The following is a 26921-nucleotide window of genomic DNA, read 5'->3' as shown; positions in this document are numbered from 1 at the left end:
GGCGCGGGACCAGGATTTGCGACAAGCGCGGTGCTAGGCGATGGCCACCCCACGACCGTTGAGGATCTCCAGCGCGCGGGTGGGGTAGTCGGTGATGATGCCGTCTACTCCGGCGTCGATCATGGACGTGATATCGGCGGATTCGTTGACCGTCCACGGCACCACGGTCAGGCCTGCGGCATGGGCGTGGGAGACGCTTTCAGCGCTCACCAGCGCGAAGTCCGGAGACAGGATGCTGGCACCGACCTGCTTGGCTGCGCGCGTGATGTCGCCCTGGGTGGCGTCGAAGTTCACCGACCCCGTCCACACCGAACCGGGTTTCCACGTGGTGTCATCCCACAGCAAGACAGTGGGGATTTGCGGGGCCTGATCGCGCATGAGCTCCAACGAGCGCCAATCGAAGGACTGAATCACCGAACGGTTGTCGGCGCCGCTGGAGTGGATGACGGGGAGGATGGCATCGAGGAACTGCTGCGGGGTCGCGGAATCGGCGCGCTTCTCGGCCTCCAACTTCGTTTCGATGTTGAAGTGCACATCACGGCCGTTGGGCTGATTTGCCGCCAGGGCGAAAACGTCCTTGAGCTGCAGCATCTTGTTGCCCGGAACCGGTTGGGCGTTTGGGAAGTCGGCCAGCTTCTTGCCGCAGTCGAGGGTCTGGAGCTGCTGCCAGTTCAGCTCGTGAACCAGTTTGCCCACGTAAGGGAACTCGGGGTCATTCGGGGTGGCCGGTGCGGTATCGGAGCACTTCTCGGCCTGCACCGAGGGGTCGTGCCACACCACGGGGTGCCGTCCTCGGCGACCACCACGTCCAGCTCGAGCGTGCTGACGTTGAGATCCAAGGCATGGGTGAACGCGGTGGCGGACTCTTCGGTGAATTCTCCGCGGCCACCACGGTGGGCCTCCAGGTCGAAGCCCGGCTGCGCATCGGGAATGACCGGGCCGAGCCCAAGCGAGCCCGGAATCGGCAGCCCGGCCAGCGATCCCAGCGGGGCGATGGAATCGGAGGAGCTCGGCACAGAGCCAGCCGCAGTGCTCGGCACAGAGCCAGCCGCAGTGCTCGGCGCAGCCTGAGCCACGCCGCCGCCCGCGACAGCGCACACGGCCACGGCTGCGGCCGCGGCACGAGCAGCCACCCTGGAAGCCACCCTGGAAGCCCTGGAAGAAAGAAGTCGAATAGTCATGAGGGGTGAAAGTCCTTCCTCGCGCCCGGTTGGGCGTCGAAAAGAGAAAAAGAAAAGCTCAACGGGCAGGCAGATCGCCCACCGCCATCCGGGGATGAACCCAGATCGCTCAACACATTAGAACCCCGCCGCCGAGCCCGCACGCCCAACACCGGCCGTTTCTGCTGCACACTTTTCACTAGGCTGGGGCGCATGAAGAGTGTGAAGGACGCAGCGCGAGCCCTGCGCCGCCATAGTGTGGTGGCGAGCTGGTGGAGTTCAGCGTCCAGCCGCACCCACGGCGATCCGAGCTCGCTGTTCGGCGTGGTCACCCTGTTCAGCGGCAGCAAGCTGCAGGTCAAAATTACGAACATCAGCTCGGCCACGCCCGTGCGCGGTCTCCGCGCGGTGGTGCACAATCAAACGCTGGCCACCCGCGATGTCGTGTGGCCGCAGCGGTCCGTCACCCTGCACGGCACGAGCTCCGGGCTGTACCGCTACGCCGCCGAGCACAGCACCATCCCCGTCGAGGTCAGCTGGACCGTGCGCTCGCTGCGCATCCCGTTTCGCCGTATTACGCGCACGCACACCTTCCACTCGCCGCTGGTCGATGGCGATGTGGTGGCCTCGGGCGTCTAACCTCGGTACCCATGACACCTTCCGCCGCCGACCGCCAGCCCGTGGGCCTGTTCTGGTTCCGCGATGACCTCCGCCTCGCCGACAATCAAGCGCTCACCGCCCTGGCGGACTGGGCTGCTGATCACTCCGGCGTGGTCGTGGGGTTGTTTGTTCATGAAGATCCCGACGCCACCACGATCCGCCCACTCGGCGGCGCCAGTAGGTGGTGGCAGCGCGCGAGCCTGGACGCTCTGCGCCGGGCGCTGTCTGCCTTCGAGGTTCCGCTGATCGAGCTCGCGGGCGATCCGCGCACCGTGGTTCCGGACGTGGCGGACCGCCTCGGCGCGGCGGCGGTGAGCTGGTCGCGGCGCTACCACAAGCCCTTCATTGACGTGGACACGGCCGTGAAGGGGCAGCTGAAAAACCAGGCCGTGGAGGTGCATTCCTTCCCCGGTTATCTGCTCACCGAGCCGTGGGAGGTGCGCACAAACAGCGACACGGCCTACAAGGTCTACACGCCGTTTTCCAAGGCCGCGGGTGCCCTGGTCAACGAGATGTGGCAGCCGCCGTTGCCGGTGCCGGAGCACCTCGCCGGGCCGGGCGCGGACGCCTCCGAGATCAACGGTGTGAAGCTTGGCTCCCTCGGTGCCGAGGTGTCTCGTCAATCCACGGACGAGCCACCGCAGTGGGCCACAAAGATCCTCCAGTACTGGACACCCGGCGAGGAAGGCGCGGCCGCGCGCCTGGCAGAGTTCCGCCACGAGCTCGGCGGCCAGCCCGGCTACGACGAAGGCCGCGACTTTCCGGCCACCCCAGTGACCAGCAGGCTCTCGCCGCACCTGCGCTTCGGCGAGATCAGCCCGCGCAGCGTGTGGGCCGCCGCAGCCGAGGAAGCCCCCGACTTCCCGCAGGACGTCGAGACGTTCCACAAGGAATTGCTGTGGCGCGATTTCGCCTGGCACCGCCTCCACGAACACCCGGATTTGGCGACTCGCAACGTTCGCCAGGAGTTCGACGCCTTCCCGTGGGCATGGCCCGGCGAGGATAACGGTGGCACCAGCGACAGCGTCGATGAGGCCGTCCAGGCGTGGAAGACCGGGCGCACCGGCATCCCCATCGTGGATGCGGGCATGCGCGAGCTCTGGGAGACCGGCACCATGCACAACCGCGTGCGCATGATCGTAGGCAGCCTGCTCACCAAGAACCTCGGCGTGCACTGGCAGGTCGGGGAGCGATGGTTCTGGGACACACTGGTGGACGCCGACTTCGCCAGCAACCCCTTCAACTGGCAGTGGGTCGCCGGCTGCGGGGACGATGCCAGCCCCTACTTCCGGATCTTCAACCCCGAAACGCAGCAGAAGAAGTTCGACGCCGACCAGAAGTACATCTCCACCTGGGTTCCCGAAGCAGCACTGGGACCGCTGTCCGGGGAGTACCCCGCGCCGATCGTGGACCTTAAAGAGTCCCGCGCCGAGGCGTTGGAGGCCTACCAGCTCATGAAGGACAGCGCCGCGCAGCAGTAACGCAGCAGTAATACCGCCCTAACCGGGCTTCGCCCAATAGTGGTCAGCCCTATAGTGGAAAATATGAATTGGCTTTTCAGCATTGACCAGATCCGCGCCGCCGAACAACCCCTCCTGGAAGCACAGACCAGGCCGGACGAGTTGATGCAATCCGCAGCCGCCGCCGTGGCGGACGCCTGCGAGCAGTGGGCCCAGGGTGATCGCTATCTGCTGTTCGTCGGCCCCGGCGGCAACGGTGGCGATGCCCTCTACGCAGGCGCACTCGCCGCCATGAAGGGCAAGCGGGTCGATGCCTACCCCATCGTTCGCACCGACAGCGGCGAGCCGAAGATGCACGAGCGCGCCGCCGAGACCTTCACCACCGCGGGCGGGCGCATCCTCACCGACCTGCCGAAGGCCGCTGAGCTCGCCGACTACGGCCTCATCGTGGACGGCATGTTCGGCCTCGGCAATCGCGTCGACGGCATCCCGCTGGACATCGCCCGCCTCCTGCACGCCAACGACCACAGCATCCCCGCCGGCGATAGCGCCGAAGCCAGCGCCTGCACCCCAGAAACCTACGCCATCGCCCACGCACCCAACCACATTCCGGTGCTGGCGGTCGATCTGCCTAGTGGCGTCGACGCGAATACGGCAATCACAGCAGCGCCGACCGAGGACGGGATCAACACGCACGTCACGGCCACGGCCACCGTCACCTTCGGCGGGATGCGCAGGGCCCACGGGATCAGCGCCGAGTGCGGGCACGTGAGTGTCAGTGACATCCATCTCGACGATGGCCGCCGCCTCAGCGACGAACTCGCCACCGTGGCGGGCGCGGCGGATCGCCCGCTGCCGTCGCTGTACTGCGTGCCGCTCGGCGACAGCCACAGTTGCCCCGCCCACGCTGAGACCCAGGCGCTGCTGCGCAACCTCCCCGGCGAGCCGTCCGCGACAGACGACAAGTACTCCGGCGGCGTGGTTGGCATCTACGCGGGCAGCGAGCAGTTCCCCGGCGCCGGCGTGCTGAGCTGCACCGGAGCCGTGCGCACCACGAATTCCATGGTGCGCTACGTCGGCGGCAACGCGTGCGCCATCACCGCGTCGCTGCCGGAGGTGGTCATCCACCCCGACCGCTTCGCCACCGGGCGCGTCCAGGCCCGCGTGCTGGGCCCCGGCCGCGGCACCGATCGGGCGGCCAAGGAAGAGCTCGTGGACCTGCTGGATACGGTGCAGCCGCTCATCCTCGACGCGGACGCGCTGACCATCATCAGCAAAGACAAGGACCTCGTGGAGACGCTGCGCAAGCGCCTCGCACCGACGGTGTGCACGCCCCACGGTGGGGAGTTCGAGCGCCTCGCCAAGCCCGTCCGCGAGCTCGGGCACGAGGTCGCCAACTCCGCCGATGACCGGCTGCAGGCCGCCCGCGATCTGGCCGTCGCGCTGGACTGCACGGTGCTGCTCAAGGGCCGGTTCAGCGTTATTGCTAACCCGCGTCAGACCGTTGTAGTGGACTACGGGTCTTCCTGGGCTGCCACGGCAGGCTCCGGTGACGTACTCTCCGGCATCGTGGGGGCTATTTTGGCTCGTGACGCCAGCAGGCGAGCCTTCGCCCACGGCTATGCGGAAGCGGGACAGTCAGAGATCGACAGTGCGGAAGCGGACTACGTGCTGTTCACCACGGCGCTCGGCGCGATCATCCACGCCGTGGCGGCGTTCCAGAGTGCGGAAACGCCGTATGGTCGCGCGCCGACCTCGGCCTCGCGCATCGCGGAGGCGATTCCCTGGGCGATCGCGCACCTGACCGCGCAGGTGTAGAGCGAGCGCGGCACAGGTGCGCGCCATCCGTGGCTATGATGGGCGAGTATGACTACCAGCGCAGACAAGAAAACAGACGCGAAAACCGACAAGAAAATTGCCGTGATCACGGGCGCCACCCGCGGCATCGGCCATGCCATCGCCACCCTGCTGGCTGACGATCACCACCTCATCGTCGGCGGCAGCGGAGACAGTGCCGTGGAGGTGGCCAAGGAGTTCCCCAGCGCCGAACCCTTCGTCGCTGACCTCACGGACACGGCGTCTCTTGAACAGAAGGTTCGGGAGCTCGGGCTCGACCGAGTGGACGTGCTGGTGCACTGCGCGGGAGTTGTGGCGCACGATCCCGTCACGGAGACCACGCCGGAGCAGTGGCAGCACGCCTTCGACATCAACCTGTTCGCCGTGGCCGAGCTGACGCGGCAGTTCCTGCCGGCGCTCAAGGCCGCTCACGGCACGGTGGTGGCGATCAACTCCGGTGCGGGGCATCACTCGGGCGTGGGCTACGGGCCGTACGCAACCACGAAGTTCGCCCTGCGCGCCTACACAGACGCGCTGCGGGAGGAGCACCGCGATGAGATCCGGGTGTCCTCGATCCACCCCGGCAAGGTGGATTCCGACATGCAGCGCGAGATCCAGGCTCAGCGCGGCAACGACTACGACGAGTCGCAGTTCCTGAGCCCGGAATCCGTGGCCAAGGCAGTGCGCTTCGCGGTGGATGCCACCGACGATGCGATGGTCGAATCCATCACCATCCGCCCTGCCAACGGTAGCTAGGGCAGGATGCGCAGGGTCTTGCCCAGCTGCATGGCCGCGCTCATCACGTTGATGTAGGCCTTGCGGGACATCGATTCCGGGCCGCGGATCGACATGAAGCGCTGCTCGGTAATGTTCTGGGAGGCCGTGTACTTCACGAGGCCTTCCTTGCCGTGGCGGTGAGACACGCCGGACTCTTTGCGACCGCCCATCGGGTTGCCGATGGCTGCCCACGCGGTGGTGTAACCATCGTTGATGGCCAGGGAGCCGGATTCTACCTTCTGAGCCACGCGCCATGCAGTCTCTGGGGAGGCGTACACGGAAGCGTTAAGGCCGTAGTTGGTGTCATTAGCCTTTTCGATGCCCTCATTGAGGTCATTGACGGCCTCTAGGTACACCACGGGGCCGAAGACCTCCTCGGTGCGCAGCAGCGCATCCTCGGGAACGTCGGTGAGCACGGTGGGCTCGTAGAAGTACGGGCCTAGATCCGGGCGAGCCTTGGCGCCGGTAAGCACGCGGGCGCCCTTTTCCACGGCATCATCAACGTACTTCCGCACGGTCTCCAGTTGGTTGGCAGAGGCCAGGGAGCCCATCTGGGTCTCCCAGTTGAAGCCAGAGCCCAAGGTCATGTCCTTGACGCGCTGCACGAAGGCGTGCTGGAAGTCGTCGAACGTGGCTCGCTCTACATAGATGCGCTCGATGGACACGCACAGCTGGCCAGAGTTGCTGAAGCAGGCATCCACGGCACCGCGGGCGGTGTAGTTGATGTCCACATCGTTGGCGATGATCATGGGGTTCTTGCCGCCGAGCTCGGCGGAGTAGCCTACGAGGCGGCGCCCCACCTGCTCGCCGAGGATCTTGCCGGTGGCGGTGGAGCCGGTGAACATGAGGAAATCGCAGTTATCGGCGATCGCCCCGCCGACCACGCGGCCGGAACCGGTCACGAGTTGCACCAAATCGCGCGGCAGACCGGCCTTAAACAGCAGCTCGAAGGCAATCAGTGCGGTGAACGGGGTGGAGGAGTCCGGCTTCGCCACCAGGCCGTTGCCGGCGATCAGCGCCGGGATGGCGTCTCCGATACCGAGCGCCAGCGGGTAGTTCCACGGGGTGATCTGGCCGACCACGCCCAGCGGGTGGTGGTACTCGCGGGACTTCGCCACGATCGGCAGCGCGCTGCGGCGCTTTTCGGGCTTGAGGAACTTCTCCACATTGTTGGCGTAGTAGCGCGCGTTGTTGGCGACATCCAGTACTTCGTCGAACGCGGAGGCACGGTTCTTGCCAGTCTCCAACTGGATGATGTCGCACAACAGCTCGCGATTGCGCAACACCTGATCGTGGAAACGGCGGAAGATCTTCCTGCGCTCGCCGAACGGAACGTGCTCCCAGGACTTCTGCGCACGACGGGCAAAGCGGAATGCCTCGGCCACGTCGTCTTCAGAACCGGACGCGACCCAGCCGATGGTCTCTCCGGTAAACGGCGCCTCGACCTCCACCCGGTCGCCGTCCAGGTGGTTGATTCGTGCATTGGTGGTTAGGCCACGCAGTTCCTGCTCGAAGTCGGCAGGTAGTGGGCCCATCTTTAGTCGTTTAGGCATCATGTTTTCGGAGATTACCAATCTCGACGCCGCTACGTGGAAAAATAATGGTTATGTATTCATCGCGTTGTTAGGTGTGCGCACACGTGAGAGCCGCTTTTGTGCGCTAGCGACTGTCAGCCGCGCTTCAACTGTGCTCCAGTCACGCTTCAGCCGCGCTACGGCGGCAGCAGACTCGCTACCTGCACATGGAGCGCCACCTGCCCCCACGATGGCCACGCGGCCGAGGGAAATACCAGGTGAATTCTTTATGGGGGAGCGGGTGTGGGGTGGCGTCGAGAAGGGTGGGAACTAAAATGGCAGGCCGTGCGTTGGGTTAGATGTACGCAAGCTAAGAAATCGCTAAAGGTGCATCAACACAGTGCGCCAGAGGTGAACAAAAGACCAGCATAAGTTTGGAGTGAAAAATGCAAAGTTCCAATCCCTTCATGGGATCGCTGGCCAAGAACGAAGGCCAGCACCCGTTCGCTCAGGGCGGCCAGGGTTATGGCCAGCAGGGACAGGGCTACGGGCAGAACCCCTACGCCACCTCTGCTCGCGGCGGCATCGCCACCGCAGCAGCTCACCAGGGCATGCAGGGCGCGGCCAACTACGGCCAGGCCGGTGAGGCCGACCGCCCCATGACCGTGGACGACGTGGTGACCAAGACCGGCATCACCCTCGGCGTGATCGTCGTGGCGGCCGTCATTAACTACTTCGTGTCCCTGTCGAACCCGGGCCTAGGCTCGATCCTTACTTTCGTGGGTGCGATCGGCGGCCTGATTACCGTGTTCGTCTCCTCATTTGGCAAGAAGTATGGCTCCGCACCGGTCACCCTGACTTACGCGGCCTTCGAGGGCCTGTTCGTGGGTGGCTTCAGCTTCCTACTCGCCAACATGACCGTGGGTGGTGCCAACGCCGGTGCCCTCATCGCTCAGGCTGTGCTGGCAACCATTGGTGTGTTCGTCGGTATGCTGTTCGTTTACAAGACCGGCGCGATCCGCGTGACCCCGAAGTTCACTCGCTTCATGGTCGCCGCGCTGATCGGTGTGCTGGTTCTGGCCCTGGGCAACCTGGTCTTCGGCCTGTTCACCGGCTCCGCTGGCCCGCTGCGTGATGGCGGCCCGATCGCCATCCTGTTCTCCCTGCTGTGCATCGGTATCGCTGCCATGAGCTTCCTGCTGGACTTCGACCAGGCGGACAAGCTGGTGCGCGCTGGCGCTCCCTCCAAGATGGCATGGGGCGTGGCCCTCGGCCTGGCCGTGACCCTGGTCTGGCTGTACGTCGAGATCCTGCAGCTGCTCAGCTACTTCCAGCGAGACTAGCCACCGGCTCTCGCTAACTGGCGGCTCGCTGACGAGCACTCATAAGAGCTCACACACAAGCACCGCCCTCCCGATCGGATTCGTGATCGGGAGGGCGGTGCTTTTTGTATTCTGCTGTATTTCTGCGCTTGCTTCTGCGCTTACTTCTGGGCAGCGCGCGGGATGTCGCGGTCCGGATCGTAAGGCTCGGCGCTGACGATGGTGACCTTCACGGTCTCACCATTCGGGGTCTGGTACTCGCGGCTCTCGCCCTCCTTAGCACCCACGATGGCAGCGCCCAGGGGAGCGTCGGTGGAGTAGGTCTCCAGGTCGGGGTTGGAGGACTCCAGGCCACGAGTGCCGATGAGGAACGTTTCCTTATCGTCCTCGTCATCGTCGTAGTACACGTGGATCACAGAACCCACCAGCGCCACACCGGACTCCTGCGGAGCCTCGCCGATCGTGGCGTTATCCAGCAGCTCCTCCAGGTACGCGATACGGGCCTCTTCCTGGCCCTGCTGCTCACGGGCGGCGTGGTAGCCGCCGTTCTCCTTGAGGTCGCCCTCTTCGCGGCGTTCGTTGATCTCGGCCGCGAGGACGGGGCGATTCTCCTTGAGGCTGATCAGCTCTGCATTCAGGCGGTCGTGCTGCTCTTGGGTCAGCCAGCGGGTCTGGTTCTCAGCCATGGTGTTGATCTCCTGTAGTTGAGGTCTCGAGTGGCATGCGGGTGCGCCTCGTGCGATTCGCGACTCCGCCACACCACAGTCCCTGCAGTTGTCACTGCATCGTCATTGTCGTGGTGAGCACGTCGCCGCACGGAGCGCGCAAATACCCTGCGTATTTTTCTGTGCAAAGTGTAGCACTGCGCACGGACACCCCCACCCAACCGCACCGATTCGCGCGCCTGAGTCCCCAAGCGCCCCCAAGCGCTCCAGCCCGCAAGCCCCTGCCGTATTACTGCCCGCTACCCGTCTCCGGGTTGAGGTACTTCGGCAGCACCGTGGAGCACCCGTACACGGTCCCGGCGTATCCCTTCTTCCGGGTGTCGATCTGCACCTCGTAGCGCGACACCCGCTCGCCCCCAGCGGGCACCACAAATTCGCGGCGGCCGACCTCGTTCTTGTCGTAGTCCAGCGCCGTGACGATGCAAAACGCCGCCTTCTCCGGGTCGTCGCGCGTCACATCCACATTCATGCTCAGCCGGTTATCGCTGATGACCTGCCCGCCGGCCTCCTGCGCCGTCACGTCCGCCGCGCTCCCGCGGAACAGCTGCGCCACGATGTAGGCCAGGGTTGCCGCCAACACAATCGACAGCACAATCACCACGATCTTCCCCGAGAACTTCGTGTTCCGAGTCTTTCCGTACCGCTGCTGCGTGGTCTGGTTTGTCGCATCCATGATGCCCCCAATCGTATCGCACCACACCTGCGCCTTCCCATTTCCCACTGCCCGTTGTTTTCGTCTTCCTTCTTTGTTTCGACGCCACTAGCCTCCCACCCCCTCAGCAGCTCACTTGGCCGTCTTGGGGCTGGCCGTGCTGGGGAGTAAATTGGGGTGGCATATGTGAAAGGTGGTTGTAGGTTTCCGTGAGTCACTTCTCGAGTCGCTCCACGACTCAATCCGATGAACAGCACCAGCACGGCCCGTACCGTCTGCTGGCGATTCACGCCCACCCGGATGACGAATCCAGCAAGGGTGCGGCAACCATGGCACGCTACGTGGACGAAGGCCACCGCGTGAAGGTCCTGACCTGTACAGGTGGCGAACGCGGCAGCATTTTGAACCCCTCCATGGGCCCCGTGGAGGATATGGTTCGTACCCGCCAAGAAGAGATGGCCAAAGCGGCGTCGGTATTGGGCGTCGAACATGAGTGGCTGGGATACGAGGATTCCGGTCTGCCCGAGGGCGACCCATTGCCGCCACTGCCCGAGGGCTGCTTCGCGCTGGAGGACACCGAGGATGTGACCCAGCGCGTGGTGAAGGTGGTGCGCGAGTTCCGCCCGCACGTGATCATCACGTACGACGAAAACGGCGGCTACCCGCACCCCGACCACATCAAGGTCCACGCGGTGTCTATGCGCGCCTACGAGGCCGCGGCGGATCCTAACTACCACCCGGAGCTCGGCGAACCGTGGGAGGTCAAGAAGGTCTACTACACCCACGGATTCATCCGCCGCCGCTTCGAGCTGCTCGCCGAAGCCCTCGAAGCACGCGGGACGGAACTGCGCCCTGAGGTGCGCGATCACCTGGACCTGTGGCGCACGATGCCGGACATCTTCCCGCGCGTGACTACCCGCGTGCGCGTCGGCGACTGGTTCGACCGCCGCGATGATGCCCTGCGCGCCCACCAGACGCAGGTGGACCCGGAGGGGCCGTTCTTCCTCGGTGATTCCGACCTGCAGCGCGAGATCTGGCCCACCGAGGAATTCGAACTCGCGGAATCGCGGGTGCGCACCTCGCTGCCGGAAACTGACCTGTTCGCGGGGCTGGATGGCAATTCCGATAGTGAGTCCGGTGCTTTAGAATCAGACGAAGAGACCAGCGCCGAGCAGGGCGCTGAGCATGCTGAGCATGGCGCCGAGCAGCGCACCGACAAGCTAGGAGTCCGTTCATGACCTCCCCACTCGTCACCGAGTTCATCGTGGCCCAGGCCGAGCGCAGCGGCCCCCGCGGCGCCGAGTTCGGCAAGGCCGCGCCGATCGGCCTGTTCATCATCGTGGTCCTCGTAGTGGTCATCCTGCTGCTGGGCTTCAACATGAACCAGCGCATCCGCCGCCTAGAGCGCCGCCGCGCGTTCGCGGACAAGCACGGCATCGACCTGTTCGACAACCAGAAGCTGGACGCTGCCATGGAGGCGGAGGGCTACACCGAGTCGGCGGGTGAGTCGCTGTTCGCCCGCACGGAAGTGCCGCAGACTGATTCCCGGTTCCTCCCGTCGTCTGGTGTGCTGACCGGACCCGATGCCATCGATGCTGAACGTGCGGCGCAGGGGGAACGTGGTGGCGTCGACGATGACCCCACACCACAGACCCGGCGGCAGGACGACGACAACCGACAGTAAGATCAACGTCGTGAACAAACTTCCGCACCTGCTGTACCCGGCGTACGAGGCGCAACTGGCGCGCTCACTGCGGGATCAGCCACGGCCGAAGCACGTGGCGATCATGGCCGATGGCAACCGCCGCTGGGCGCGCGAAAACGGCTTCACGGACGTCTCGCACGGCCACCGGGTTGGGGCCAAAAAGATTGCGGAAATGTGCTCGTGGTGTGACGAGCTGGGGATCGACACCGTCACGGTCTATCTGCTGTCCACCGAGAACCTCAAGCGCACGCCCGAAGAGCTCGAGCTGCTGTGCACCATCATCGGGGATGTGGCCGAGGAACTGGCCAAGGACGAGGCGGGGTTCCAGCTCCGCACCGTCGGCCACCTTGAACTGCTGCCCGAGGAGCTGCGCCGGCGGTTGGAAGAGAACCAGAAGCTCACCGCCGACCACACCGGCGTGCGCGTCAACGTGGCCGTGGGCTACGGCGGTCGCCAGGAAATCGTGGATGCGGTGAAAAATCTTGTGGCGGAGCTGGCGGCCAAGGGCACGCCCGCGGACGAGATGGCCGATGCCATCACCACCGAGGGCTTAGGCGATCACATGTACACCAGTGGCCAACCGGACCCGGACCTGGTGATACGCACCTCCGGTGAGCAGCGACTCTCCGGGTTCCTGCTGTGGCAATCGGCGTATTCCGAGATCTGGTTTACGGATACGTACTGGCCGGCGTTCCGGCGGGTGGACTTCCTGCGCGCGCTGCGCGATTACTCGCAGCGGCACCGGCGGTTCGGGCTGTAGCGAGGCAGCGCTGGCTGGGGGCGAGCCGGGGCCAGGTGGGGCCCAGCCGCTAGATCTTGCGCATCCGCACTTTCTGCACGAGGTGATCGTGGCCCTTGCGCAGCACCAATGAGGCGCGCACGCGGGTGGGCAGAATATTCTCCATGAGGTTCGGCAGGTTCACCGTCTGCCAAATCTCGCGAGCCACCACGGCCGCTTCCTCATCGGTGAGCGGGGCGAAGTGGTGGAAGTGCGCCTCGGGGTCCTTAAACGCCGTGTTCTTCAGGCGCAGGAAGCGGTCGATGTACCAATCTTCAATGTCCTCGCGGCGCGCGTCCACGTACACGGAAAAGTCGAACAGGTCCGAGACCATGAGCGTGGGGCCGGTCTGGAGCACGTTGAGCCCCTCGACGATGAGAATGTCCGGGCTATCCACGGTGATGTACTCGCCGGGGATCCGGTCGTATGCCTCGTGGGAGTACACCGGCGCTTTGACGTTGCGCGACCCGGACTTCACCTGGGTGACGAACCGCAGCAGCGCGGCCTGGTCGTAGGACTCCGGGAAGCCCTTGCGGTGCATGAGGCGCCGGGCCTCCAGCTCAGCGGTGGGCAGCAGAAATCCGTCCGTGGTCACCAGATCCACGCGCGGGCTGGACTCCCAGCGCTGCATGAGCACCTGCAGCACACGGGCGGTGGTGGACTTACCCACGGCCACCGAGCCACACACACCGATGATGTACGGGATCTGCGGCAGCGGCTCGCCGAGGAACGTCTCGGTGGCCTCGTTGAGCTGCCGGTGCGCCTCCACGCGGAGGTTGATGAGGCGGGAAAGCGGCAGGTAGACTTCGCTGACTTCTTCCAGGTCGATTTCATCCCCGATGCCGCGCAACTGTTCCAGTTCATCCTCGGTGAGGACCTGGGGCATGGACATGCGCAGCTTTCGCCACTGCGTGCGGTCCAGCTCGATGTAGGGGCTGGGGGAAGTCATGCGCCTTATTGTGCCTGGTTTGGGCAAGGCATACGAAATTCTCCCGCGAATTTATCAGTCGATTGCGGGGGTCGCCCTCTTTGTGGGGTTGACCAACTGGTCATACGGGGGCATGTAGCTACAATGAGTCCGTACCAATTGTTGTTACCAATTGTTTGTACTGTTTGTACCAGCTGCTTACTGCTCCACACTCTGATTCTCCTCGCCATGACTTCCTGGGGAGACGCTTGACCACGGAAGGCTTTATCCATATGTCCTCATCCGCACACGCTGCCCAGCACAACACTCCTCTGGATCAGCTCGATCCCGAGGTCGCCCAGGCCATCGCCGGGGAGCTGGGCCGCCAGCGCAACACCCTAGAAATGATCGCGTCGGAGAACTTCGTTCCCCGCGCCGTCTTGCAGGCACAGGGCTCTGTGCTGACCAACAAGTACGCGGAGGGTTACCCCGGCCGTCGCTACTACGGCGGCTGCGAGCACGTTGACGTGATCGAAGACCTGGCACGCGACCGCGCCAAGGAAGTCTTCGGCGCAGAGTTTGCCAACGTGCAGCCTCACGCGGGTGCGCAGGCCAACGCCGCTGTGCTCATGGCTCTGGCCAACCCGGGCGATAAGATCATGGGTCTGTCCTTGGCCCACGGCGGCCACCTGACTCACGGCATGCACCTGAACTTCTCCGGCAAGCTCTACGAGGTCGCGGCCTACGAGGTTGATCCCGAGACGATGCGCTTGGACATGGACAAGATCCGCCAGCAGGCGATCGAAGAGAAGCCGCAGGTGCTCATCGCCGGCTGGTCCGCATACCCCCGCCACCAGGATTTCGCCGCGTTCCGCGAGATCGCCGACGAGGTCGGCGCGAAGCTGTGGGTGGACATGGCTCACTTCGCCGGCCTCGTCGCCGCCGATCTGCACCCCTCCCCGGTGCCGCACGCTGACGTGGTGTCCACGACGGTGCACAAGACCCTGGGTGGTCCCCGCTCCGGCATGATCCTGGCCAAGCAGGAATACGCCAAGAAGCTCAACTCCGCTGTGTTCCCGGGCCAGCAGGGTGGCCCACTCATGCACGCCGTGGCCGCCAAGGCCGTGGCCATGAAGGTCGCCCAGACCGAGGAGTTCAAGGATCGCCAGGCCCGCACCCTCGAGGGCGCAAAGATCCTCGCCGAGCGCCTCAATGCTCAGGACACCAAGGACGCTGGCGTGCAGGTTCTCACCGGCGGCACCGACGTGCACCTGGTTCTCGTGGATCTGCGCAACTCTGAGCTGGACGGCCAGCAGGCCGAGGATCTGCTGCACGAGGTGGGCATCACCGTTAACCGCAACGCCGTGCCGTTCGACCCCCGCCCGCCGATGGTCACCTCCGGCCTGCGCATCGGCACCTCCGCGCTGGCCTCCCGCGGCCTGGATGCCGAGGCGTTCACCGAGGTTGCCGACGTGATCGGCACCGCCCTGGCAGGCAACGCCGATCTTGAGGCTCTGCGCGCCCGCGTGGAGAAGGTCACCCGCGACTTCCCGCTGTACGAGGGCTTGGAGGACTGGAAAATTGTCTAAGGCCGTTCTGGTTGTAGACGTCCAAAACGATTTCGTTGATGGTTCCCTAGGAACCGCACGGGGCGTGGAAGTCGCCCGCGGCATTTCCTCTTTTTTGTCTGACGCCGACATGGGGGACAACACCTACGTTGTCGGCACGATGGACTGGCACATCGACCCGAAGGGCCACTTCAGCGATGAGCCGGATTACGTGGATACATGGCCAGTGCACTGCGTAGCGAACTCGCACGGCGCCCAGGTCTGCTCCGAGCTGGACGCGGACCTCGTGCAGGTCTGGTTCCGCAAGGGCGAGTACACGGCCGCCTACTCCGGCTTCGAAGGGCACCTGGAGGGTGCCAACGACACGCTGGAGCAGTGGCTGCGTTCGCGCGAGGTTGAGAAGCTGACTGTGGTGGGCATTGCCACGGACTTCTGCGTGCGCGCCACGGTACTGGATGCGTTGAAGGCTGGATTCGACGTGCGCGTCATTGAACGGCTGTGCTCGGCGGTGACTGAGCAGGGCGGAAAGTCCGCGATTCAGGAGATGGAGGATGCTGGCGCGGAGATCGTCCGCGGCTAGCCTTCTCGATTGCCGAGCTGGTTGACGCTCCGAACAGCATTGAGACAAGCAGCATTGAAGCATGCAGCACTGCAACAAGCCCGCTGATGGTGAGAAACCATCGGCGGGCTTGTTGTTTGTTGTGATCAGACAGAGCGGGAGGGGTACTCGGGTGTAGTGGCTGATCCTAGCGAGCCAAGTGAATCTAGTGGCTTGCGGAGTTTGCCAGTCCCAGCTGAGCAACAGCGCTGGGGCCGTTGGTGCGTACTGGGCGGAAGGGGTTTTCGATGATCTTGATGACTCCGAAGGCTGCCCAGGCAACGTGGACGAGAAGCAGGACCAGCAGGGCGGCGCTGATGCCGTTCATCCAGCTCATGCCCCAAGCAAGTGCAGCGGGCTGCGTGGAGAGAATGTGGGTGCCGAGGCAGCAGGTGCCCACGGGGAAGGTGCTGGCCCACCAGGTGGGGTTGTAGGACATCGGGGTACCGCCGAGGGCTGCGCCCCAGTGCTTGACGAGTGCGTAGACGGCCAGCGGGATGCCCACGCTGAGCATTGCGATGCCGTAGATCATGGTGCGGAAGTGCCACTGTTCACCGGCGAGCAGTTGTGCGGCTGCGGTGGACTGGCCAACCAGACCCAGCGGGATCCATGCGGTGGTGGCGAAGCTGGTGGGGATCTTCGGGAAGGTGCGCAGGTAGACGAAGGCGAATACCGGCACTGCTGCGGCCCAGGCCAGCACGAAGCAGGCTACGCCGATCCCGTGGACGGTCGAGCCCCAGTCACCGGCGTGCGGTGCCAGCTGTGCCGAGGAGGTTGCGGCAACCATGGGTGCCACGAGCGGCAGTCCCCAGGTGAAGGCAGGTGCGGGGTGGTGGTTAAAGATGAGGAAGTGGAGGAACCTCACGCAGGTAATCACGCCCAAGACGGTTCCGACTGCCCAGCAGAATGCGTGAATCGGCCAGGCGTTGAAGATGAGGGAGTATGCGCTGCCCAGGGCCAGGATGCCCATGGAGACCATGCCCCATGCCGGCATGTCGCTGGCGTAGAAGCCCGGGTTGCGGTACTTGATGAAGCCCACGGCGAGTGCCAGGGCGAGGAGTGTTGCGGCGCCGAGCATGATCTCGGCGGGGAGGTGGCCCATGATCGGGCTCAAGTGAATATCCATGAGGGACGAGGTGATGCCCAGTCCCATAACTGCTCCGGCCCAGCCGGGTCCTAGTGGTGGTAGTTCCAACCTGCTCTGTGTCTTAATCATGTTTTCGAGGTTAAGCACCGCCGAACCGTTGCGGGAGAGCGTAAAAACGGAACGGGGTTACAATGAATGAATGTACCCTCCACGACATGATGGTAACGATGCGTCATCCCATGTTCGACGCGGCTACGTTCCCGATGCCCTCACGGTCGATGCCGTCCTCGCCGTCGCCCGGCATGGCGGCATGAACCAGGCCGCGAAATACCTGGGAGTCTCCCAACAAGCCGTCAGCACGCGCATCGCCAAGCTGGAAAAACACCTGAACACGCGCGTTTTCTGGCGCGGTGCAGCGGGTAGTTCCACCACAGAGTCGGGCCAGAAAGTCGTCCGCGCCCTCGAGGGGTTGGAGGAGGCTCTCAACGATTGCGCCCGCGGCTTGGAGGCCGCCATCGGCGAGGACATCACCGAGGAGCTCACCCTGGTGGTCTCCCACACGGTGGCGGAGTTGGACTACCCCCGCTGGGCGGCGGCCTACCAACGAGCCCACCCGCAAACCCATCTGCACATGCGTCAGCTCAACAGCCGGGAAGCCCAGCACCAGGTGGTCCAGGGCCAGGCGGAGCTCGCGGTGGTGGAGGGCAACTGGGTGGCGCACGAACTGCACCAACGGGTGTTGGGCCACGATGAACTGGTGGTTGTTGTGCCGGCAGATCACCACTGGGTGGCGTCGGATAACTCGGATAACGATGAACGCCCAGCAGCGCGACCGGGCGCGGCCGCACCTGCCCCTGCTCAGGTGACGATGGAGGAGCTGCAATCCACGCCGCTGGTGCTGCGTGAGCAGGGCAGTGGCACCCGGGAGGTCGTGGAGGATGTCCTCGGCAGGCTCGCACCCCCGGCCGGGGAGTTCGGCTCGCTGGGAGCCCAGCGCACGGCGATCGGTGCCCTGGGCGCGCCGGGTGTGATCGCGCGCCGGGCGGTGGCCGCGCAGTTGGCCACGGGGGAGTACGTGGAAGTTCCGGTGGCGGGGGTGAGTTTCGACCGGCCGCTGCGGGTGGTGTGGAGCTCGAAAAACCAGCTCTCCGAACCAGCGCATCGGTTTTTGCGCTTCCTCGTGGATTATCAGGATGGGCACGTGTCCTAGACTTGAACTATGACTCAGGACACACTGCTCGTTTCCACCACCGGTGCGGTGCGCACCATCACCATCAACCGCCCTCAGGCGCACAACTCGCTCAACCGTGAGCTCCGCCGCGCGCTGCTCGATGCGTTCATCCGCGCGGCCGCCGATGCGGAGGCCGGCACGATCCGCGCGGTGGTGCTGCGCGCCGAGGGCAAGGCTTTTTGTGCTGGCCAGGACCTCAAGGAGCAACTCGAGGACATGCGTACCGGCGGGGCCGCAGGCAAGGTCGTCCGCGAATACAACCCCATGGTCGCCGCCCTGCTGGCCATTCCCGTGCCCATCATCGCCTCCATCCCGGGCCCGGCCGCCGGTGCTGGCTGGGGGCTGGCCATGGCGTGCGACCTGCGCGTGGTGAGCACCGCGGCCTCGTTCAAGGGCGCGTTCTCCGGTGTGGGGCTGACCGCCGACTCGGGCCTGTCCGTGACGCTCGTCCACGCTGTGGGCCGTTCCAAGGCGCTGGAATTGCTGCTTCTTGACGAGAAGATCCCCGCAGAGCGCGCCAACGACCTCGGGCTCGTTACTCAACTGGTTGCTCCCGAGGATCTCGACGCCGCTACGCAGGCCCTGGCTGACCGCATGGCTAGCGGCCCCACGGCCTCTTTTGTCGCCACGAAGAACTTGGTGAAGCGCGCCGCCGAGACCATTGCCGGAGCTTCGGAGGAGTCCGTGGCTCAGGACAAGTTGGGGACGACCTCTGATCACCTCGAGGCTATCCAGGCATTCCTGGACAAGCGGCCGCCGAGCTTCACCGGGCAATAGCGGCTGGAAACTGGTGGCGCGGCTGGCTCGCCCGCGGTAAAACATTGCACCTGGTGTAAATATTCACTAGGTTTACTTCTGTGAGTTCCCATATCCCGTACTTCGACGCTTCCGTCGAAGAAGCTGGATTACGCGAACGCAAACGAATTGAGACCCTGTGCAGTATCGAGGATCACGCCACCCAACTGGTCCTCGACAACGGCTACGAGAACGTCACCGTCGATGACATCTGCCACGCCGCTCACATTTCGAAGCGCACGTTTTTCAACTACTTCGACTCCAAGCGAACCGCCACACTAGGGCGGCTCCACACAGACATCAGTGACGAACTGCAAGACGAATTCTTCGCCACCTCGGCCAACGAGCTCATCAAGGGCATTATTCGCTTGATTCTGCAGCAAACCCAGCTCAACGAAGGCCGCTCAGAAGAGTTCATGGCCACCTTGCAGCGCCGCCGCAAGAAAATCATGCACGCCAGCGAGGAGCTGGCCGCGGCTCTGGTCATGTCAATGATGCGCCAGCTCGATCTGGTCTCGCTCCTGGTAGGGCAGTACTTCGACCGTCACCCCGAGGCGCGCCGACTGCCCAAGGTGGATGCCGAACAAGAGTCCCGCATGCTCGTCACGATGGCACACTCTGCCATCCGCATGGGCACGCACTACTGGATGAACGGCACGTCATCATCACACGCCGAGCTCTACAATGCCTGTGTGGGCGCACTAGGAACGATGGCCTACGTGCTCGATCAGGAATACTGCCCCGTCCACTCGCCGAAAGTAGCCCCCGCCGACAACCAGCGCGCTGTTAGCGACAGCGGTCCTCAGGCGCACAACGAAGGAAAAGAATCATGAGTCAACCCCACAAGACGACTCCCGCTGCCGAGGACAACGCTGCCAATTCAGGGAGCCAGAAGACCAACATTGCCGCGGTGATGGCTTCCATCATGATGGCAATGCTGTTGGCGTCCCTCGACCAGATGCTTTTCGGCACCGCACTGCCGACCATCGTCGGTGACCTTGGTGGCGTCGAACATATGTCGTGGGTCATCACGGCCTACCTGCTTATGCAGACCATTACGATGCCGATCTATGGCAAGCTCGGCGACCAGATGGGCCGCAAGCCCCTGTTCATCGCCTCCATCGCCATCTTCCTGGTGGGTTCGGTCATGGGTGCGTTGGCGACCGACATGACCATGCTGATTATCGGCCGCGGTATCCAGGGCGCGGGCGGCGGTGGCCTGATGATTCTGTCGCAGGCCATCATGGCGGACGTTGTCTCCGCCCGTGAGCGCGGCAAGTATGCCGGCTACATGGGAGGCATCTTCGGTGTGTCCTCAGTGCTCGGCCCCACCCTCGGTGGTTGGTTCACGGATGGCCCCGGCTGGCGCTGGGCGTTCTGGATGAACATTCCGCTGGGCCTACTGGCGATTGCTGTGACGATCTGGGCTCTGCACTTGCCCGCGCGCAAAACGAAGCTCAACCTCGACTGGCTGGGCATGCTGTTCATGGCATCGACGGCCTCGACGTTGATTCTGTTCACCACTTGGGGAGGTAACCAGTACCCATGGGGATCCCCGGTGATCATCGGCCTCATCATCGGCTTTGTTGTGTCCTTGATGCTGCTCATCGCGGTCGAGCGCAAGGCCCAGGAGCCAATGATTCCGCTGGATCTTTTCCGCAGCCACAATTTCCGCATGATTACGCTCGCCGGCCTGTGCATTGGTATCACGATGTTCGGCGTGATGGGGTACATGCCGACCTACATTCAGATGGTCCACTCGTTGAACCCAACGAAGTCCGGTTACATGATGATTCCCATGATGATCGGCATGCTCGTGATGTCGATTACGGTAGGGCGCTATGTCACGCGCTCGGGTCGCTACCGAGTGTTCCCGCCCGTGGGCATGGTGATCGTCGGCATCGCGCTGGTGCTCTTCCACCGCCTGACCCCGGATACCTCGCTGTGGTACTTGGGGATGTGCCTGTTCCTGCTGGGGCTCGGCCTTGGTATGACGATGCAGATTCTCATCCTGGTCGTGCAGAACTCTTTCCCGCTGAAGAAAGTGGGCGTGGCGACCGGTACGAACAACTTCATCCGCCAGCTCGGCGCAGCGCTGGGTTCGGCCCTTGTGGGCGGTATCTTCTCCAGCCACCTGTCGACGTTGATTAAGGAACGAATCCCAGCCGCGATGGCCGAGCTTCCACCGGAGATGTCTGCAAAGCTGCAGGCGCAGGAACAGTCCAGTCATGTGACGGAGGGAAGCCTGACCCCGGCCATCGTCAACCACCTGCCCGGACCAATCCACGACGTGTTCGTGAACTCGTACAATGACGCGCTCACCCCGGTCTTCCTCATCATGTTGCCGTTCTGTATCGCTGCGTTCGTGCTGCTGGTGATGGTGAAGGAAGTCACGCTGCGCACCACGATCGACTAGGGCCGCGGCGAGTTTCACAGGTTTGTCGCTGCTCTTCCCTTTCTGAGCGAGATTATGAGCAGAACCAAACTGACGAGAGAGGCGGCACCCATCGCCACCAACACCGCATCAAGCGGCAGCGAGTTGGTGGCCAGGGGCGCGGCAGCGGTCATCACGTAACCGAAGATGTAATACAGGGAGATTGCCGTGGATTGACGGTGATCGCTGGCCACATGAGCGGCGATGGACAATGAGCTTCTGAAGCTCAAGCCCTGGCCAATGCCGACGATGGTTGTTCCCGCCCACAGGATCGGCATTGACCCGCTCGATGCCGCGTAGGCAGTGACGATAAAACCCGTCCCCAGGGTAATGAGCCCCACGGTAGCCATCGGTTTGGGTGGGAGCGCCAGGGTCACTACCTGTGCGACGGCGGACATTCCCAACATCGCCGAGGCCAGCGTGGCCATGTACACCTGGGAAAAACCGCGGCCGTCGATCATCAACGGGACAACGCTCTGCCATAGACCATTCGCACCATAGGCACCGCCGATCATGGTTGCGCAAATAATGAAGATAAACAGGTGCGATGCGGTGGCGAACAGGCGAGATTCTTCGCGGCTGAGAGTGTGACGCGTTGTTCTTCGTGTGGTTTCCGGAAGCCTGGCCAGAAGGAAGGTGATAACGCAGAGGAATACCAGGTGCAGGGCAAAGGGAAGCTGAAGCTTGAAAGGTAACCAGTGAGCGACCATCGCTGAGGCAAGGGGGCCCATGGCCAGCGCGCCCGAGGTCACAATTGCGCTGATCGCAGCGCCGCGCTTTGCGGTGCTGAGATCACCAAGTGCGGAGGTGAATGCGCCCGTACAGATGCCGACGGCGATACCGCTGAGAAGCCGCCCCGCATAAAGGAACCCGGGACCCGTAGCCAACAGGAATAACGCGCTGGAGCTGATCGAAAGCAGCGCGGAAGCCATGATAACTTTCTTGCGCCCGATCCGGTCCGCGAGGTGACCGAGGAACAGCAGGCTGATCAGCACGCCTGCCACGTACATCGCAAAAACAATCGTGGTCGCACCGCGCGAAAGATCCCAGTCCCTCTCGTAGATCGCATAGAGTCCCGAGGGGAGTGTGCTGCCAATGACAACCTGGAACATTCCGGCAGCGAGCACCCACAGGCCCCACCGGCTACCCGAGTGTCGCGCTGTGGTGTCCATGTGACGAGGCTAACACCAAAGTTTTTTTAGCTACTTACTCTTGATAGCTTCCTGCCTCAATGCCCAGAGCGGGAGTGGGGACAAAACGTACGTGGGGTGGCGTCGGAGATAAAAGAACACCACCCGCACCGGGGAAAACCGGAACGGGTGGTGAAGACTTGGGGGCGAGTCGCCCTGCGACTAGCGCTAGAGGATTACTCGCTCTTGGCCAGGCGGCGGGAGATGATCTCGATCATGATTTCGTTCGGGCCGCCGTAGATCGGCTGCACGCGGGAATCGAGGTAGTGCGTAGCGATCGGGTACTCCATCATGAAGCCGTAGCCACCGTGCATCTGCAGAGCCTGGTTAACGACCTTGATCTGCAGCTCGGTGGTGAGGTACTTAGCCATAGCGCCGGTAACCTCATCGAGGTTGCCCTCGACCTTCTCCATGATGCAGGCATCAACGAAGGACTGAGCGGACTGGATCTCGGTCACCATCTTGGCGAGCTCCCAGCCGTAAGCCTGGTGATCGACGAGACGCTTACCGAAGGTCTTGCGGTCCTTGCCGTGCTGGAAGACCAAGTCGAACGCGCGGCGGGAGGTGGCGATGGAGCCCACGGCGATGGACAGGCGCTCTTGAGCCAGGTTGGTGCGAAGGTAGCCGAAAGCGGCGCCCTCCTCACCCAGCAGGTTCTCCTTGGGAACGCGAACGTCCTCGAAGGACAGCTCGGCGGTGTCCTGAGACTTCAGGCCAACCTTCTTCAGCGGACCGGTCTTGGTGTAGCCCTCCATGCCATCTTCGATGATGAGCATGGACACGCCAGCGCGGCCCTTCTCCGGGTTGGTGACGCACACGACCAGGGTGAAGTCAGCCTGAACACCATTGGAGATGAAGGTCTTGGAGCCGTTGAGGATGTAGTCGCCGTTGTCATCCTTGCGGGCGATGGAGCGGATGCCAGCGAGGTCAGCGCCGGCGCCTGGCTCGGTCATGGCCAGAGCGGCGATCTTGTCACCGGCGCAGAGCGGCTTGAGGAAGCGCTCCTTCTGCTCATCGTTACCGAAGCGGGTGAGGTAGGGGATAACCAGGTCATTGATGGTCTGGATGCCCACGATCACGGAACCGGAGTCTGCCTCGGCCAGCTCCTCGGAGAGGATGGCGTTGAAGCGGTAGTCGTTGGCCATTCCGCCGCCGCCGAACTCCTCGGGGGCCATCATGCCCAGCAGGCCCTGCTGGCCGGCCTTCTTGAACAGTTCGCGGTCGCAGAAGCCCTGCTCGTGCCAACGCTCAACGTTGGGGGCAACCTCGGCCTGGACGAAGTCGCGAGCAGCCTCGCGGAACATGTTGTGCTCTTCTTCGAAGATGGTGCGTGGCAGGTAGTTCTTCATGATTTCCTTTCAGTTCCTTCGTTGCGGGACTCTTGGGGGAATCCCTTGGTCTCGAGTGGCTGGGGCTCGTCCATGGTTCGTGCATGTCCTGCCCGGTCACTGGGGACGCGGAGTGCGAAGGAGCGGCGTGGATTCAGTTGGGTTGAGTGCGGGTGCAATCGAATGCGGTCGAGTGCTGTGCAGCATGAGAGCCATCGGAATGTGATGTGCGTCTCTGCATTACTTATGAACATAGTAACGCTTTAAGTCTACCGCGCAAGAACTCATCGGGGGGAGGGGTGGAAGGAGGGTGAAGTGACCCCGGGAGACCCCGGAATCGCGCGCCTCGATTGCGCCTGTGACCTGCGGAGAAGAAATTAGCAAACAAAAGTGTTGCGTAATTGTTGACAGGGCAGGTGAGGTATGACTAACCTGATCAATGTGTCACAGGCTAGTCACCTGAGGCGCACTGCAGTTGTGGATAGTCCGCTTCTGAACAGCAACGTCAAAACGTCGAAGTGCTGCACAGTGCTCATGGCGGAGCTGCCGGGTTTACTCTTCTCCCCGTGCTCTCCCCGTGGCAGTGCAGCAGGCACCTCCTGTCGGTGGATTTGCTTTCTCGTCGCACCCACCGGCGCCCCCGGAGTCATCCGGGTCGGCACAGAGACATTGTCATCTCTGTCGTCGCAGGCGACGCTGTTGAACAGATGTGGATGAAGGATCGCCTCAACGCTGCGGCAGACTCGTCAACTGTCGCAGCGAGCGATCCTCAAAATAGTAGGGTTCTAAGGCTCGTCACCTTAAACCTCACAATGGGCGGGGCGGACAGTACCGAAAAGGTCTTGTCCGCCCCGCCCATTGTCGTCGTGTCACCGGAGCCGGCGCGCGGGGTGCCGCTAGCGCTCCGCCGCCTTCTGCTGACGCTCACGCTCTTCAGCCAGTTGACGGCGTGCCTGGCGCAGCCAGTCCGGCTGATTCTCCAACAATGCCTTGATATCGGCCGTGGTCAGCGGCTTATCAACGCCGTTGTTTTTCAGCGCGGTGATCGTGATGCCCAGCTTGCGCGCCACCTCGGGCCGCGGGTGCGGGCCCTCGCGGCGCAGTTCCTCCAGCCATTCCGGGGGATTATTCTGCAGGGCCACGAACTCGTCGTGGCTCAGCGGGGTGTCCTGAAACGACTGCGGTGCAGCGGGCAGGTAGATGCCGAGCTTCTTCGCAGCGGTCATGGGCTTCATCGGCGGACCGGACTTTTCTGAGGTACTCACACCGGCCATCCTATCTGCGCTCATCCACCCGCGCCCACACGGGGCATCGCCTGCGCACCATAGGAACCATAGGATGGTGGCATGACTCAGCAATTCCTCCGCGTGGTGTTTAGCCCCGGTATCGCCCCGGACAAGTGGTTCAGCCGCTTCAATCAGCGCGTCGATGGGTGGGCTATTGCCTCCGCCCAAGCCGATGATCCCCTGCGCTACATCGATGCCGGGGCGGCGGATATTGCCATCGTCCGTCTCGGAGTGTCGGCGGGGGAGACTGGTGGCGTCGATAATCGAGACCGACGCCACAAGGTTCATCTTTACGATGAGCAGATAGGTATTGCAGCGCCGAAAGACCATCCAATAAAAATGGAGAAGTCTGTGCAATGGTCGGAGGTGGGTGACGAGACAATCATGTATTCCACCCCTTCCGATGGGAACGTTTCGGTTTCTGCTGTGCGGGAGGCTCTCCAGGTGGTCGCTGCCAATGTGGGTGTGGCCATTGCTCCGCGCCCGCTATTGCGTGGGATTAATCAACCCGGTGTGGTGCACCGAGATGTGTATGGAGTTCCAGATTCGGTGGGGGAGACGGCCGTGGCGCTGGTATGGCTGAAGGGCCGAGATGACGAGGTAATTCAGGATTTTGTGGGGATCTGCCGGGGCCGCAAGGAGGGGAGCTCGCGGCATAGCTCACCGCAGAAGGCGGGTGCGCCTCGGGGCGGCGCAAAGAAAACGGGCGCGAATGCGCGGAACAATCAGCGCAAAGAAGGCGGGAAAGGTGCGCGCGGTTCCAAGGGTTCTCGGGGTGCGCAGCGAGGTCAGCGAGGTAGTGGCGGTCGCCGATAAACGGGTGAGAATTTGGCGGGGATGAAACTTTTTTTGGGGTGCTTGATAGGTCTAGTAGGTGGAGGAGTGCCCCATTCCTGCCAGAGAAATGCGGCGGATGTGAAGTGCAACCGAAAGCGATTCGCCGATGAGGATGTGACCTATCCGTTGGTCCACCGGGGGCAGCACATGTGTTATTTCATCCTTGATGCACAATATTCTTCACGGAATTCTGCAATAGTATTGCGATTTGGTTGCAATTGTATAAAGGAATCCCATGAGGGTCCTGTGTCTCGGTATAAAGGATGGGGTACACGTTTTTCGAGGAAAGGTGATCCCCTATGACCCGCAAGACCGGTCTCCGTCGTTCTGCACTCGCTGTCGCCGCTAGCGCTTCGCTGGTGCTGGGTCTGGCAGCATGCTCGGACGATAACAACGATTCCGCTGCCTCCAACGTCAGCTCCGCTGCTGAGAAGGCCACCGACGCTGCTGGCAGCGCCGTCTCCAGCGCCACCGATGCCGCAGGCAGCGCGGTCTCCAGCGCTACCGACGCCATGTCCGACAACGCCGAGGGCGACAAGATGGTCGAGGCTGACTCCGTCGACGGCCAGAAGCTCGAAATCCCCGCCGCTGTCAACGATGCCTGGAAGAAGGCCGACGGCAAGGACGGCAAGTTCGGCGGCCTCGTGGGCACCGAGTCTAACGACAACGGCACCCTGGTGACCTTCGAGAACGGCATGATGACCTACAGCAAGGACACCGGCGCTGTTCCGCTGATCGGCAAGATTGGTGAGACCTGGGTCAACGGTGGTGGCCTGGACAACGCACTGGGTCTGCCGACCGCTCCCGAGGAGGGTAGCGCAAGCAATGGCTGGACCCAGCAGTTCCAGAACGGCTCCATGGAGTGGAACAACAAGAGCGGTGACTGGGGCGAGACCATCGTCATGAACTAGTCGAACTAGTCGCTGACGACGTTCCAGCAGACAAGTTTCAGCCTCAACGTGAGGTAGATAACCCCAGGTGAGGGATCACACGCGATCCCTCGTCTGGGGTTTTGTCGTGTTAACCAATCGTTCATCTTTCAACAATGTAATTTCCACTTGCTCCTCCTAC

24 protein-coding genes and 1 pseudogene are annotated in these 26921 nt (G+C 63.2%); 16 read left to right on the top strand and 9 right to left on the bottom strand.

Going from position 1 to position 26921, the window contains the following annotated elements:
- Positions 1-33: 33 nt before the first annotated feature.
- Positions 34-1181 (bottom strand): annotated as a pseudogene (locus LA343_RS10085) (glycerophosphodiester phosphodiesterase family protein).
- A 192-nt stretch (positions 1182-1373) separates the two neighbouring features.
- Between LA343_RS10085 and LA343_RS10080 the strand changes: the two are divergent.
- The 4 genes from LA343_RS10080 (at position 1374) to LA343_RS10065 (ending at position 5872) form a co-directional block, all read left to right on the top strand.
- Positions 1374-1799, top strand: coding sequence for a hypothetical protein (locus LA343_RS10080; protein WP_025403206.1), 426 nt, complete (start codon positions 1374-1376; stop codon positions 1797-1799).
- An 11-nt stretch (positions 1800-1810) separates the two neighbouring features.
- Entirely contained in the window at positions 1811-3301 is a 1491-nt protein-coding gene (locus LA343_RS10075; protein WP_025403205.1) for a cryptochrome/photolyase family protein, read from the top strand.
- Positions 3302-3364: 63 nt separating this feature from the next.
- Complete coding sequence (locus LA343_RS10070; protein ID WP_025403204.1) at positions 3365-5098, top strand: bifunctional ADP-dependent NAD(P)H-hydrate dehydratase/NAD(P)H-hydrate epimerase; 1734 nt, start codon at positions 3365-3367, stop codon at positions 5096-5098.
- 48 nt (positions 5099-5146) lie between these two features.
- Positions 5147-5872, top strand: coding sequence for an SDR family oxidoreductase (locus LA343_RS10065; RefSeq protein WP_025403203.1), 726 nt, complete (start codon positions 5147-5149; stop codon positions 5870-5872).
- On the opposite strand, the gene LA343_RS10060 is transcribed toward LA343_RS10065, so the two are convergent.
- Complete coding sequence (locus LA343_RS10060; protein ID WP_025403202.1) at positions 5869-7449, bottom strand: succinic semialdehyde dehydrogenase; 1581 nt, start codon at positions 7447-7449, stop codon at positions 5869-5871. The genes LA343_RS10065 and LA343_RS10060 overlap by 4 nt on opposite strands.
- Positions 7450-7853: 404 nt before the next feature.
- Between LA343_RS10060 and LA343_RS10055 the strand changes: the two genes are divergently transcribed.
- The gene (locus tag LA343_RS10055; protein ID WP_025403201.1) at positions 7854-8750 is read left to right on the top strand and encodes a Bax inhibitor-1/YccA family protein; all 897 of its coding nucleotides are present in this window, start codon (positions 7854-7856) and stop codon (positions 8748-8750) included.
- Positions 8751-8890: 140 nt separating this feature from the next.
- Here LA343_RS10055 and greA read toward each other — a convergent pair whose 3' ends face one another.
- Positions 8891-9415 carry a transcription elongation factor GreA gene (gene greA / locus LA343_RS10050; protein WP_025403200.1) on the bottom strand — a complete coding sequence of 175 codons (525 nt, stop codon included), beginning with the start codon at positions 9413-9415 and terminating at the stop codon, positions 8891-8893.
- Between the two features lie 268 nt (positions 9416-9683).
- Positions 9684-10127 carry a DUF4307 domain-containing protein gene (locus LA343_RS10045; protein WP_025403199.1) on the bottom strand — a complete coding sequence of 148 codons (444 nt, stop codon included), beginning with the start codon at positions 10125-10127 and terminating at the stop codon, positions 9684-9686.
- Positions 10128-10315: 188 nt separating this feature from the next.
- Between LA343_RS10045 and mca the strand changes: the two genes are divergently transcribed.
- From mca to LA343_RS10030, 3 genes are read left to right on the top strand one after another with little or no spacing between them, the layout of a single operon-like run.
- Positions 10316-11344 (top strand): mycothiol conjugate amidase Mca, encoded by a 1029-nt coding sequence (mca, locus tag LA343_RS10040; protein WP_025403198.1) that lies wholly within the window; start codon positions 10316-10318, stop codon positions 11342-11344.
- Positions 11341-11790, top strand: a complete 450-nt coding sequence (locus tag LA343_RS10035) for a hypothetical protein (protein WP_025403197.1) — start codon at positions 11341-11343, stop codon at positions 11788-11790. Before mca ends, LA343_RS10035 begins: the two co-directional genes overlap by 4 nt.
- Before the next feature lie 10 nt (positions 11791-11800).
- A complete protein-coding gene (locus LA343_RS10030) occupies positions 11801-12571 on the top strand; it encodes an isoprenyl transferase (protein ID WP_025403196.1) in 771 nt (256 codons plus the stop codon).
- Positions 12572-12620: 49 nt separating this feature from the next.
- Here LA343_RS10030 and coaA read toward each other — a convergent pair whose 3' ends face one another.
- Positions 12621-13538, bottom strand: coding sequence for a type I pantothenate kinase (gene coaA / locus LA343_RS10025; RefSeq protein ID WP_039910956.1), 918 nt, complete (start codon positions 13536-13538; stop codon positions 12621-12623).
- 251 nt (positions 13539-13789) lie between these two features.
- Here coaA and glyA point away from each other — a divergent pair, with 251 nt between their 5' ends.
- Complete coding sequence (gene glyA, locus LA343_RS10020; protein WP_025403194.1) at positions 13790-15085, top strand: serine hydroxymethyltransferase; 1296 nt, start codon at positions 13790-13792, stop codon at positions 15083-15085.
- Positions 15078-15644, top strand: coding sequence for an isochorismatase family protein (locus tag LA343_RS10015; RefSeq protein ID WP_025403193.1), 567 nt, complete (start codon positions 15078-15080; stop codon positions 15642-15644). Before glyA ends, LA343_RS10015 begins: the two co-directional genes overlap by 8 nt.
- Before the next feature lie 184 nt (positions 15645-15828).
- Here LA343_RS10015 and LA343_RS10010 read toward each other — a convergent pair whose 3' ends face one another.
- Positions 15829-16878, bottom strand: coding sequence for a TDT family transporter (locus tag LA343_RS10010; protein ID WP_025403192.1), 1050 nt, complete (start codon positions 16876-16878; stop codon positions 15829-15831).
- Between the two features lie 70 nt (positions 16879-16948).
- Here LA343_RS10010 and LA343_RS10005 point away from each other — a divergent pair, with 70 nt between their 5' ends.
- The 4 genes from LA343_RS10005 to LA343_RS09990 all read left to right on the top strand — a co-directional run bounded on the left by LA343_RS10005 (position 16949) and on the right by LA343_RS09990 (position 21191).
- Positions 16949-17959, top strand: a complete 1011-nt coding sequence (locus LA343_RS10005; RefSeq protein ID WP_081737346.1) for a LysR family transcriptional regulator — start codon at positions 16949-16951, stop codon at positions 17957-17959.
- A gap of 9 nt (positions 17960-17968) precedes the next feature.
- Positions 17969-18757 (top strand): enoyl-CoA hydratase/isomerase family protein, encoded by a 789-nt coding sequence (locus LA343_RS10000; RefSeq protein ID WP_025403190.1) that lies wholly within the window; start codon positions 17969-17971, stop codon positions 18755-18757.
- An 80-nt stretch (positions 18758-18837) separates the two neighbouring features.
- Entirely contained in the window at positions 18838-19608 is a 771-nt protein-coding gene (locus LA343_RS09995) for a TetR/AcrR family transcriptional regulator (protein ID WP_025403189.1), read from the top strand.
- On the top strand, positions 19605-21191 hold the full coding sequence (locus tag LA343_RS09990; RefSeq protein WP_025403188.1) for an MDR family MFS transporter: 1587 nt from the start codon (positions 19605-19607) through the stop codon (positions 21189-21191). The genes LA343_RS09995 and LA343_RS09990 overlap by 4 nt, the downstream gene beginning before the upstream one ends.
- 14 nt (positions 21192-21205) lie before the next feature.
- Here LA343_RS09990 and LA343_RS09985 read toward each other — a convergent pair whose 3' ends face one another.
- The 3 genes from LA343_RS09985 to LA343_RS09975 all read right to left on the bottom strand — a co-directional run bounded on the left by LA343_RS09985 (position 21206) and on the right by LA343_RS09975 (position 25001).
- Positions 21206-22381, bottom strand: a complete 1176-nt coding sequence (locus tag LA343_RS09985) for an MFS transporter (protein WP_025403187.1) — start codon at positions 22379-22381, stop codon at positions 21206-21208.
- Positions 22382-22575: 194 nt separating this feature from the next.
- The gene (locus tag LA343_RS09980) at positions 22576-23748 is read right to left on the bottom strand and encodes an acyl-CoA dehydrogenase family protein (protein ID WP_025403186.1); all 1173 of its coding nucleotides are present in this window, start codon (positions 23746-23748) and stop codon (positions 22576-22578) included.
- Positions 23749-24623: 875 nt separating this feature from the next.
- Entirely contained in the window at positions 24624-25001 is a 378-nt protein-coding gene (locus LA343_RS09975; protein ID WP_025403185.1) for a DUF5997 family protein, read from the bottom strand.
- Between the two features lie 72 nt (positions 25002-25073).
- Between LA343_RS09975 and LA343_RS09970 the strand changes: the two genes are divergently transcribed.
- Positions 25074-25829 (top strand): substrate-binding domain-containing protein, encoded by a 756-nt coding sequence (locus tag LA343_RS09970; RefSeq protein ID WP_025403184.1) that lies wholly within the window; start codon positions 25074-25076, stop codon positions 25827-25829.
- 320 nt (positions 25830-26149) lie between these two features.
- The gene (locus tag LA343_RS09965; RefSeq protein WP_025403183.1) at positions 26150-26761 is read left to right on the top strand and encodes an LGFP repeat-containing protein; all 612 of its coding nucleotides are present in this window, start codon (positions 26150-26152) and stop codon (positions 26759-26761) included.
- The last annotated feature ends 160 nt before the right edge of the window (positions 26762-26921 follow it).

The sequence above is a fragment of the Corynebacterium falsenii genome (assembly GCF_020099275.1).
Classification (GTDB): Bacteria; Actinomycetota; Actinomycetes; order Mycobacteriales; family Mycobacteriaceae; genus Corynebacterium; species Corynebacterium falsenii.
The sequence above is the reverse complement of the archived record's forward strand: the minus strand, read 5'-3'. Positions and strand labels throughout refer to the sequence as shown.

Bases quoted from the DNA above. Each gene is read 5' to 3' on its own strand.
- LA343_RS10005 (WP_081737346.1), top strand. From the start codon at position 16,949: ATGTACCCTCCACGACATGATGGTAACGATGCGTCATCCCATGTTCGA.
- LA343_RS09980 (WP_025403186.1), bottom strand. From the start codon at position 23,748: ATGAAGAACTACCTGCCACGCACCATCTTCGAAGAAGAGCACAACATG.
- LA343_RS10045 (WP_025403199.1), bottom strand. From the start codon at position 10,127: ATGGATGCGACAAACCAGACCACGCAGCAGCGGTACGGAAAGACTCGG.
- LA343_RS10010 (WP_025403192.1), bottom strand. From the start codon at position 16,878: ATGATTAAGACACAGAGCAGGTTGGAACTACCACCACTAGGACCCGGC.
- LA343_RS10060 (WP_025403202.1), bottom strand. From the start codon at position 7,449: ATGATGCCTAAACGACTAAAGATGGGCCCACTACCTGCCGACTTCGAG.
- LA343_RS10000 (WP_025403190.1), top strand. From the start codon at position 17,969: ATGACTCAGGACACACTGCTCGTTTCCACCACCGGTGCGGTGCGCACC.
- LA343_RS10065 (WP_025403203.1), top strand. From the start codon at position 5,147: ATGACTACCAGCGCAGACAAGAAAACAGACGCGAAAACCGACAAGAAA.
- glyA (WP_025403194.1), top strand. From the start codon at position 13,790: ATGTCCTCATCCGCACACGCTGCCCAGCACAACACTCCTCTGGATCAG.
- LA343_RS10075 (WP_025403205.1), top strand. From the start codon at position 1,811: ATGACACCTTCCGCCGCCGACCGCCAGCCCGTGGGCCTGTTCTGGTTC.
- greA (WP_025403200.1), bottom strand. From the start codon at position 9,415: ATGGCTGAGAACCAGACCCGCTGGCTGACCCAAGAGCAGCACGACCGC.
- LA343_RS09990 (WP_025403188.1), top strand. From the start codon at position 19,605: ATGAGTCAACCCCACAAGACGACTCCCGCTGCCGAGGACAACGCTGCC.
- LA343_RS10070 (WP_025403204.1), top strand. From the start codon at position 3,365: ATGAATTGGCTTTTCAGCATTGACCAGATCCGCGCCGCCGAACAACCC.
- LA343_RS09985 (WP_025403187.1), bottom strand. From the start codon at position 22,381: ATGGACACCACAGCGCGACACTCGGGTAGCCGGTGGGGCCTGTGGGTG.
- LA343_RS10035 (WP_025403197.1), top strand. From the start codon at position 11,341: ATGACCTCCCCACTCGTCACCGAGTTCATCGTGGCCCAGGCCGAGCGC.
- LA343_RS10080 (WP_025403206.1), top strand. From the start codon at position 1,374: ATGAAGAGTGTGAAGGACGCAGCGCGAGCCCTGCGCCGCCATAGTGTG.
- LA343_RS09965 (WP_025403183.1), top strand. From the start codon at position 26,150: ATGACCCGCAAGACCGGTCTCCGTCGTTCTGCACTCGCTGTCGCCGCT.
- LA343_RS09970 (WP_025403184.1), top strand. From the start codon at position 25,074: ATGACTCAGCAATTCCTCCGCGTGGTGTTTAGCCCCGGTATCGCCCCG.
- LA343_RS09975 (WP_025403185.1), bottom strand. From the start codon at position 25,001: ATGGCCGGTGTGAGTACCTCAGAAAAGTCCGGTCCGCCGATGAAGCCC.
- LA343_RS10055 (WP_025403201.1), top strand. From the start codon at position 7,854: ATGCAAAGTTCCAATCCCTTCATGGGATCGCTGGCCAAGAACGAAGGC.
- coaA (WP_039910956.1), bottom strand. From the start codon at position 13,538: ATGACTTCCCCCAGCCCCTACATCGAGCTGGACCGCACGCAGTGGCGA.